Source organism: Filibacter tadaridae (assembly GCF_900609045.1).
In the GTDB taxonomy this organism is placed as follows: Bacteria; Bacillota; Bacilli; order Bacillales_A; family Planococcaceae; genus Sporosarcina; species Sporosarcina tadaridae.
Genome location: NZ_UXAV01000058.1, coordinates 1 through 8,817 on the forward strand (window position 1 = coordinate 1; position 8,817 = coordinate 8,817).

Genomic DNA, 8,817 nt, shown 5'->3' on the forward strand with positions numbered 1-8,817 from the left:
TTGTTGAGTTTCAAAAAAATAATAACCTGGGACTTTGGTTTCGTGCGGCCAAAATACATGAAACATAGCGCTTGACTTATTTCACATTAAACGCTGTGCGATAAAAAACAGCCAACAATTCAACCAATTGTATAAATACTCGATAAACATTAGGCATTAACGCTTTTATCTCATAAATATGTAATTGTAGTGTATTGTCTGAATAATTCCGTGCACAGGTACCCGAATTTCATTTACCAGTACATAAAAAGACGCAACAGTTTACCATGTTGATAAGCTGTTACATCTATTTTGTAATCCATTAATTATAATTTTGCTCGAAGTATTCAATAATTTTGCTCGAAGTATTCAATGATGATTTTCTACTACCCTCATGAATATTCTGCTCAGTCCAAGTATGCGGGGAAGCTTCTTCCCTATAGACAATCATTAGTTTCTTCTTGAGTTCCAAAGGGAAAGGGAACCATTCCTTGTATCCCATTAAATAGTAGTACTCTTCGATTGTTCTTAGATCTCTTATTGTCATAATAGTCATATCATGCTTCTACGCCTAAGCCATGACGCTCACGCATTGAAACATTACCGTCTATTAGGATTTGATAGGAATCATAGATGATACGATCCAAAATGGCCTACGCAATCGTTTCATTCCCCAGTTTTATATGCCATCCGCCGGGATCAATTTGTGAACAGAAAATAACCGAAAGCAGCCATCCACTAGCAACTTCCTCTTCCCCATGTGCACAAAACCTGCGCCCTTCAAAAAATGGCCGCATATGCAATGGCTTCCACACTTGGATGAACCTTGATATTCTTCCGCTTCTAGAGTACCAATCAACACATAGGGCGTAATCTGCCTCTTCTCCGGATCCAAACGTCAACACTGTTAGCTATTTGTGTCCATGGTTGTGCAACAAAAAACAACTAGCAATTCAACCAATTACATAAACACTCAGTAAACATCAAAAGATCACACACTTACCCAATTTCCATCTCATAAATATGTAACTGCAGTATATTGTCACAATAATGTTACCACTGGTCTGAAATTAATTTTTACAGCTGCGCAACGCTATTGGCCACTGGATGTTGAAGGTGAACTGCTCGAAATTTTCGAGTAGTTGGATTGGAAACCTCTGATTAATTATCTCTATCCATTTTTCTGGTTGAATTCCCAAGCATTTTTTTAACTTGAACATCAAAATCTGATTCAATGGGTTGACTCTTGTTGTATTGTTTATACACATCCATCGCTTTTCTTTCGGCTTTTTCTCTTGATATTTTCCCTTTATCTTGGAGAATTTTATACTCGTTAAATTCCAAAAACTTAACGACGCTGGTGGAAAACTCCTCCATCGTGAAAACTTCTCTGTTTTCAATAACATTTTCTATATAATCGAAGAAGCCGGAGATAGTTCTTTCTAATTTTTTTATTTCTTTCTCCTCTAAGTAATTTTTTTCCACTTTGACATCTGAAGCTAATATTCTGCCTTGAGGACCATTTTTCCAAGTTTTCAAACCCATGTGTGGTTCGTTTTCATCAGCTTTTGTATGGATTATTTCTGCTGCCGTTTTACCAGTAATAGCGTAATGAAACTTATTTTGTACGGTAGCATAAAATTCTCGTGTAACATCTGAATTGGGGTCGTAATCAATACTACATTCTGCAAAGATATCTGTTATTTGTTGATAGATTCGCCTTTCGCTAGCACGAATGGAACGTACTCTTTCAAGAAGCTCCTTAAAATAATCTTTACCGAAAACCTTTTCTCCTTGTTTTAACCTTTCATCATCTAACACAAAGCCTTTAATAATATATTCTTTTAAAACTTTAGTTGCCCATATTCTAAATTGGGTGGCCTTTTTTGAATTTACCCGGTACCCTACAGCAATTATCATGTCCAGACTATAAAACTCGATTTCTCTGGCAACGTCTCTACTGCCTTCCCTTTGAACCACTCGAAATTTTCGAGTAGTTGCCAGCTCCTCCAACTCGCCACTTTTAAAGATTTCTTTAATGTGATAGTTAATTGTATGAGATTCTACTTGAAAAAGATCGCCCATCATCTTCTGTGATAGCCATAGCGTGTCCTCTTCTAAATAAATCTTTAAATTAATATCTCCATTCTCCCCCGTGTACAGAACAAATTGATTGATTACTTCCATTCAACATCCCCCATTTTAAAACCGTTTTCTAGTATTAATAATACCATTTCCTGTTCTGTACTACGATTAATTGTGTACGTGCAATAAAAAACAACCAATGATTCAACCAATTGTCTAAACACTCAATAGATAGTAGACAACCACACACTTATCCAATTCGCGGCTCATAAATATGTAATTGTAGTGTATTGTTGGAATATTTTCGTGCGGGTACCTAAAATTCAATACAGTGAACAGCATTCATCATAATCTTTTATAATTCCTGTATCCCTTTCCCCCCTTTCAGTCTATATAGAGGATGAAAGGAGGTGTTCACATGGCAGCAACAATCGAATTTCTACAGGCAAACGGCCGAGTTTACTTCAACGGCGGGATGACGGACGATGGCAAGCCCGTCACTAAATCGAAGACGTATCGTAACGTAAAGGAAAATGTACAAGCGGATAACTTGTACAAAGCGCTGGAGCAACTTGCCCAGCTATCGGATCTCCCCTTCATCGGGGCGGAAATCGTGGAAACATCAAATGTGATTAACTAACAAGGAAAAGGGAGGAATAAAAAATGGTAAAAACATTACAGATGAACTTCAATACGGCAAGTGGTAAAAAGGTGACCCTGACGGTGGATGAACCCCGCGTAGATTTGACAGCAGAAAGCGTGGCGGCGGCGATGCAGGTGATCATCGCCTCGGATGTATTCGAATGGAATGGTGCCACACTAGCGGCGGCAACGGGCGCGAAGATTGTAGAGCGAAATGTAACTGAACTTGTAAAAGGCTAACAGGATGCAATGACCGGTTCACCAGTTTTCGGACTGGGGACCGTTTTTTTATGTATAAAGAGAGGAGGAAACGGGATGGAACAATGGCTAGATCTCATACAACAAGTCGGTTTCCCGATAGTCGTATCATTCTATCTTTTGCACCGGCTCGAAGCCAGGCTCGTCGCAATACATGATGTTTTATTGACGTTGAAGTAAACGGATACCTCTTACGCCCGGTGCCGGTTTCTGACCAGTGAAAGGTGCCTGTGCATGGTTGAATTATGACAATTCATAGTTGTGAATAGGTACTCCATAGAAAGGCAGCCAAATGTTGTTTCGGCTGCCTTTCACTTTATGCAATTGTAGTGAATTGTGTGTGTACCTGTGCAACAAACAACAACCAACAATTCAACCAATTGCATATATATTTGATAAACATTAGACTTTAACGTTTTTTTCGCATAAACATGTAATTGTAGTGTATTGTCGGAATAGTGTCGTGCACAGGTACCCGAAAAGTTAATATAAATTTTGTTCCACCGCTTTTTCCTTACCATTATCGGTGTATCTGTATAAATGAAGCGGCAGACTGACAATCGTTTCTGCCAGAATACGTACACAAGCATATACTGCAGTGGTTTGCATCGCCGTTCTTTCATTAACTGTTTTCCCGCTTGTTGTACCCCCAAAGAAAAAGTTGTAGGTACTTCCTAAAAAATTGTTCTTTGGACCAGCTCTCGATTGAAAAAATTTAGATATGAGTGGCATTTTCATGATCTCACTTCCTAAAATCGGGCATAAAAAATAGCACCTCGGATGAGATGCTATAACGTATCCACAGATTCTAATTATGATTATAAGCAATCGATTGATTAAGTGTGTATCCCATTAACGTTTTTTCAATAACGTGGAAATCAAACAACTTATCAATGCCATTTATGATATCCTCTTCTGGAAACCTTTTGGCTTTATCTTCTGACCAGCGTTTGAATTCGTCTACAATTTCAGCTTGCGTTAATTCTTCTTTTTCTTTTAATAAATACGTAATTGTAGATAAACATTCTAATTCATGATTGGTACTGAATCTGTTAACGTATTCTGCTGCTTTTTTAATAAATGGTTGTAACGTTGCAAGCTTTGATTCAACTTGACCACTTACAATCTTATTATATAAAATACCGTAGGCCTCTTTCGTATTTTTAACCCCATGATATTTCTGATATTCTTTAATGTTCCTACTAATAATAGCAATAGAATTATCGTATGGACCGTATTTATGTCTTGTGAAATTGAAATATTGCTGCCCAGAAAAAACATCCATATAGAAAGCTGTCTTTTGAAGTCGTAACGTATCAAATTTCTTGAGGTGATGTTTGATATCCATTAAAACAAGCCCAGATAAACTTAAACTGGGTTCAGCTTTTGGTTGAGATACGTAATTTTGAGACGGTTCGTATATAAGAATTTGAACATTTTCATCAACAGCCGATAGCTTTTTCTCAATTAGCGATTTCACATCACTCCAAATTAAACCACCATTTCCACTTCCTAAAGGTGGAATAGCAATCGATTGAATACCCAATCGTTCAATTAACTTTACAAGTTCATCAAGCCCTTTTTCTACATATTCAATCTTAGACTTCGCTCTCCACTTATTTTTTGTTGGAAAGTTAATGATGATTTTACCATCTTCTTTAAAGTAATGGAGCTTCCCAATTTGTAGTTCTCCTGTTTTACAGGCTTTTACATAATCTTTATTATTGTTAGGAAACTGCATTTTGAACTGATAAGCAATCCCTTTCCCCATATAGCCTTCACAATTTACAGTATTCACCAATGCATCTGCTGATGATTTTAATAAATCACCTGTAGTATAGATAATCACGTTTTCACCCCCTCTTTCTTCAACAGCTTTTTCTATAGCCAGTGACCAATATCCACAAATGGTGGAGTTTTTGTTATTCCTTTTGACTGTAATTTCTCCTTAACTAGCGACCTTATTTCTTCATTTCTCACATATATACAATGGAAAAGCTTGGCTGGAACAATTAAAGGCGTCAAACATTCAGCCATTTTTACATTCTTAGTATATCGATCTTCCGTTCCTAGTGTGTGCATTGTTTCCCAATCAATTGCTTCGAAACCCTCATCATAATCATATAACTGAAAGTTTTCTTCATCGTTAAGCGGATGTCTTGGGAGTATTTTGAAATTATTATCTTTGGCTAGCCCTCTTCTAATACATATATATATAAATTCTTCATCTGCATATGTGCTTTTTACAGCAACATCAAACGAAGAGTATGGATGAAAGTGAAATGGTGTGAATTCATCGAGTCCAAGTTCTGTCCGCTTGGTAATAATTTTTTGGTCTGCTATATCAAAAAATTGAACATCATTATCTTTTACTAATTTTCTTGAAACTAAACCATGTTCAATTATGGAGTCTAGATTCGATAATCTTGTTAAATGGTACAGTAGCTTACCTTCTTTTATATTCCCCATCGCCATGTTTAAATTTCACCTTAATATAATACTGCTAATATAGCAAGCAGTGTCTTTTTTACTACTATTATATCATAATGTGGAATGAACACATCAAAACTCACATCGTAATACTACAATATCAATATCCCTCGACCATCATAAACACTCTCCCTATTTTCATTTCGAATGGCTCGATCCAGTGCCATTATCAATGCCACAGCACCATCAATTCGCTCCGTACTTTTCTCTTTATTGTGTGGGTGCCTGTGCAACAACCAACAATTCAACCAATTGCATGTATATTCGATAAACATTAGACTTCAACGTTTTTTTTTCATAAATATGTAATTGTAGTGTATTGTCGGAATAGTTTCATGCAGAGGTACCCGAACTTAATTAATACCGTGAACAGTGTTCATCATAAACTTTTATAATTCCTGTATCCCTTTCCCCCCTTTCACTCTATATAGAGGATGAAAGGAGGTGATTACATGGCAGCGACAATCGAATTTCTACAAGCGAACGGCCGGGTTTACTTCGATGGCGGGATGACGGACGATGGGAAGCCCGTCACTAAATCGAAGACGTACCGTAACGTAAAGGAAAATGTGCAGGCAGATAACTTGTACAAAGTGCTGGAGCAACTTGCCCAGCTATCAGATCTTCCCTTCATCGGGGCGGAAATCGTGGAAACATCAAATGTGATTAACTAACAAGGAAAAGCGGAAGCGACTTGGTAGAGGCGACAGGCATAAGGCGGGCTGGCGAAGCGGCGTTCTTTGCCGCATAGCTAGACCGACTTATGACCCGAGCCTCTAGGCGCTGGAGCTGGACACTAAAAAAAAGGGAGGAATAAAAAATGGCAAAAACATTACAGATGAACTTCAACACAGCAAGTGGTAAAAAGGTGACCCTGACGGTGGATGAACCCCGCGCGGATTTGCCCCCGGAAAGCGTAGAAGCGGCAATGCAAGAGATCATCGCCTCGGATGTATTCGAATGGAATGGTGCTGCACTAGCGGCGGCAACGGGCGCGAAGATTGTAGAGCGAAATGTAACTGAACTCGTAAAAGGCTAAAAAGACGCAATGACCGGTTCACCAGTTTTCGGACTGGGAACCGGTTTTTTATGTATAAAGAGAGGAAGAAACGGGATGGAACAATGGCTAGATCTCATACAACAAGTCGGTTTCCCGATAGTCGTATCATTCTATCTTTTGCACCGGCTCGAAGCCAGGCTCGTCGCGATACATGATGTTTTATTGACGTTGAAGTAAACGGATACCTCTCACGTCCGGTGCCGGTTTCAGACCAGTGAAAGGTGCCTGTGCATGGTTGAATTATGACAATTCATAGTTGTGAATAGCTACTCCATAGAAAGGCAGCCAAATGTTGTTTCGGCTGCCTTTCACTTTATGCAATTGTAGTGAATTGTGTGTGTACCTATGAATTGTGTGTGTACCTGTGCAACAAACAACAACCAACAATTCAATCAATTGCATAATTATTCAATAAACATTAGACTATAACATTTTTTTCGCATAAATATGTAATTGTAGTGTATTGTCGGAATAGTTTCGTGCACAGGTACCCGAAAGTTCCATCGCTTAGACGGAACTTTATAGTTACTTTTTCAACCAAAAAGAAAAGCACCCATCAATGTGACAGGTGCTGGTACGATAAACTTAAGCGAAGTATGACCCCGCTGTTGCAAACCGGGCGAACCGATTTTTTCCTTAAAGAAATTAAGCAATATAGTTTTCTTAAGCTTTTACTATAGACCTTAATGTCCAAGAAACTTTTTCTTTAGATCTGCTCTTAGTAGTGACCTTCAATAATGTAGCATTACATTGTTGATCAAGAACAAATGAAGCAACTTCAGGAAGAGCATCTTTACTAATTCTCCCCGTGATTATTTCACCATCACTTGTATTGATTTCGAATGTTTTTGTTCTCACATTCGCTCCCATTAACTTTCCACTTAACAAAATTTCTTCTTCTGAAGGATCTGAGAAGTCACTCAACATTTTATAAATATTTTCAGCCTTGTCAGGATTAATTGTTACTTTTGATGTCCCTCTGTAGGAAGACATCCACTCTACCTCTACTGTTGTATCCAAATCTCTTAATGTTTTAGTCCATTCAGCATAATTCCTTAAAGTACGCGGTCCTAAAAATGAAATTGAATCACTCAGACTTTCCTCGCCTCCAGATGAAAAGAGAAGTTCAAATAACTCTGATAAAGTTTGAGACTGCACAGGTTCTTCAATTGAACTCTGAGGTGAGTGTTTTAATTCCAAGACTGCTTTAAAAGAACCTGCCCTAGCTTCTTTAAATATCATCTCATTAAAACCCAGAATTTCTTGGGGGATTTTCCCCTTTTCACTAGGTTGATTATATAAAGTGTTCGCAATACTGTCTGAAAGGTTTTGAAAACCACCTAATATAGTCGTTAAAGAACGAACGGAAATTTGACCCGATGGTAATTCTTTTGGATGCATCGTAATGATTAACTCTTCTGAATCACTTGTACGAAGAATATCCTCATTTTCTTTTTTCAAAGCATTCATTTTTTTATCTAATGAGTCTAATTGTATTTTTTTCGCAAAGTCCGGTAAGTTGAGTTTATTCAGAATCCCATCGACACCTTTAATAAGCGATTCAGTTTCTTGGATTTTCTCATTAGATCTATCTTGAGGCGATATCATTTTTAGCACCTCCTAATAACTTTTCTATTACATCCTTATTAAATTCAACAATACCTTTAGGATTTCTACTACGATCAAAACAAAATTGTCCCATCCAATAGGTTTCCATTATTTTTTCTTGCCCTCCAAAATTAGCTTCGATAACTTCTTGTGGAAGATGGTCTAGAGAATAACAAAAATAAGCATCGCAATTATAACCATCCGATAATTGATTTATAATCGTTCCTAATTTTTCAGTTCCCTCTTGCCCAAGGTCAACAATATCTTCGGGTTTATAAAAAACGACTAAATCAATATCGTTCGGATTTGTCTTATCTGTCAAGTAACTTCCATCTAACCATATATAACTTGGTGGTAAAACGTCTATTAATAGTTTTAACCAATCTTTAAAGTTTTTATAAATCTCACTTCTTGTAGTTGAGGTAGAGAATTCCGCAACAAATTGTTTTTCAAACTCTTCATAAGTGTACTTATGAATACCAGGGAATAGATTTCCCCCATCCATAAATTCTTGCATATCCCCACATCCATCCGAACTTAATAGTACTTCAATTTTATCCTAATGAGGTTTAAAATACAATTGAGATCGACTTTTCGATTGAGTCAAGTTTTTGTGGGAGGTATTTCAAAGGGGCATATTTCTTTGCTGGTATAGCTACTTATGAATGCGTTTTCATTCCTTTATTTTTCCAAAT

At 37.4% G+C, this 8,817-nt stretch carries 12 protein-coding genes and 1 pseudogene; 6 read left to right on the forward strand and 7 right to left on the reverse strand.

The genetic code is table 11. From position 1 onward, the window contains the following. Window positions 1-536 precede the first annotated feature (536 nt). Together FILTAD_RS16130 and FILTAD_RS15230 are read right to left on the reverse strand one after the other, a co-directional pair. Window positions 537-704: pseudogene (locus tag FILTAD_RS16130) on the reverse strand (ATP-binding protein); the annotation flags it as partial. Between the two features lie 436 nt (window positions 705-1,140). Next, window positions 1,141-2,166, reverse strand: a complete 1,026-nt coding sequence (locus tag FILTAD_RS15230) for a virulence RhuM family protein (protein ID WP_124071827.1) — start codon at window positions 2,164-2,166, stop codon at window positions 1,141-1,143. A gap of 316 nt (window positions 2,167-2,482) precedes the next feature. On the opposite strand from FILTAD_RS15230, the gene FILTAD_RS15235 reads away from it, so the two are divergent. The 3 genes from FILTAD_RS15235 to FILTAD_RS15245 all read left to right on the forward strand — a co-directional run bounded on the left by FILTAD_RS15235 (window position 2,483) and on the right by FILTAD_RS15245 (window position 3,144). Further along, window positions 2,483-2,704 carry a DUF1659 domain-containing protein gene (locus tag FILTAD_RS15235; protein WP_160117624.1) on the forward strand — a complete coding sequence of 74 codons (222 nt, stop codon included), beginning with the start codon at window positions 2,483-2,485 and terminating at the stop codon, window positions 2,702-2,704. 23 nt (window positions 2,705-2,727) lie between these two features. Beyond that, window positions 2,728-2,946 (forward strand): DUF2922 domain-containing protein, encoded by a 219-nt coding sequence (locus FILTAD_RS15240; RefSeq protein ID WP_124071829.1) that lies wholly within the window; start codon window positions 2,728-2,730, stop codon window positions 2,944-2,946. A gap of 75 nt (window positions 2,947-3,021) precedes the next feature. Next, a complete protein-coding gene (locus tag FILTAD_RS15245) occupies window positions 3,022-3,144 on the forward strand; it encodes a YvrJ family protein (protein ID WP_124069611.1) in 123 nt (40 codons plus the stop codon). A 303-nt stretch (window positions 3,145-3,447) separates the two neighbouring features. Here the strand turns inward: FILTAD_RS15245 and FILTAD_RS15250 are convergent, their stop codons facing one another. The 3 genes from FILTAD_RS15250 to FILTAD_RS15260 all read right to left on the reverse strand — a co-directional run bounded on the left by FILTAD_RS15250 (window position 3,448) and on the right by FILTAD_RS15260 (window position 5,439). Beyond that, complete coding sequence (locus tag FILTAD_RS15250) at window positions 3,448-3,702, reverse strand: hypothetical protein (protein WP_238988267.1); 255 nt, start codon at window positions 3,700-3,702, stop codon at window positions 3,448-3,450. Between the two features lie 70 nt (window positions 3,703-3,772). After that, window positions 3,773-4,813 carry a type II toxin-antitoxin system antitoxin DNA ADP-ribosyl glycohydrolase DarG gene (gene darG, locus FILTAD_RS15255; protein WP_124071830.1) on the reverse strand — a complete coding sequence of 347 codons (1,041 nt, stop codon included), beginning with the start codon at window positions 4,811-4,813 and terminating at the stop codon, window positions 3,773-3,775. Window positions 4,814-4,845: 32 nt separating this feature from the next. Continuing rightward, the gene (locus FILTAD_RS15260; protein WP_124071831.1) at window positions 4,846-5,439 is read right to left on the reverse strand and encodes a DarT ssDNA thymidine ADP-ribosyltransferase family protein; all 594 of its coding nucleotides are present in this window, start codon (window positions 5,437-5,439) and stop codon (window positions 4,846-4,848) included. Window positions 5,440-5,906: 467 nt separating this feature from the next. Here FILTAD_RS15260 and FILTAD_RS15270 point away from each other — a divergent pair, with 467 nt between their 5' ends. From FILTAD_RS15270 to FILTAD_RS15280, 3 genes are all read left to right on the forward strand, one after another. Then, window positions 5,907-6,128, forward strand: a complete 222-nt coding sequence (locus FILTAD_RS15270; RefSeq protein ID WP_160117625.1) for a DUF1659 domain-containing protein — start codon at window positions 5,907-5,909, stop codon at window positions 6,126-6,128. 146 nt (window positions 6,129-6,274) lie between these two features. After that, window positions 6,275-6,493, forward strand: coding sequence for a DUF2922 domain-containing protein (locus FILTAD_RS15275; protein ID WP_124071834.1), 219 nt, complete (start codon window positions 6,275-6,277; stop codon window positions 6,491-6,493). A 75-nt stretch (window positions 6,494-6,568) separates the two neighbouring features. Further along, window positions 6,569-6,691, forward strand: coding sequence for a YvrJ family protein (locus tag FILTAD_RS15280; RefSeq protein ID WP_124069611.1), 123 nt, complete (start codon window positions 6,569-6,571; stop codon window positions 6,689-6,691). A 486-nt stretch (window positions 6,692-7,177) separates the two neighbouring features. Here the strand turns inward: FILTAD_RS15280 and FILTAD_RS15285 are convergent, their stop codons facing one another. Then, entirely contained in the window at window positions 7,178-8,122 is a 945-nt protein-coding gene (locus tag FILTAD_RS15285; RefSeq protein ID WP_124071835.1) for a hypothetical protein, read from the reverse strand. Beyond that, on the reverse strand, window positions 8,103-8,639 hold the full coding sequence (locus tag FILTAD_RS15290) for a DUF6932 family protein (protein ID WP_124071836.1): 537 nt from the start codon (window positions 8,637-8,639) through the stop codon (window positions 8,103-8,105). The genes FILTAD_RS15285 and FILTAD_RS15290 overlap by 20 nt, the downstream gene beginning before the upstream one ends. Window positions 8,640-8,817 lie beyond the last annotated feature (178 nt).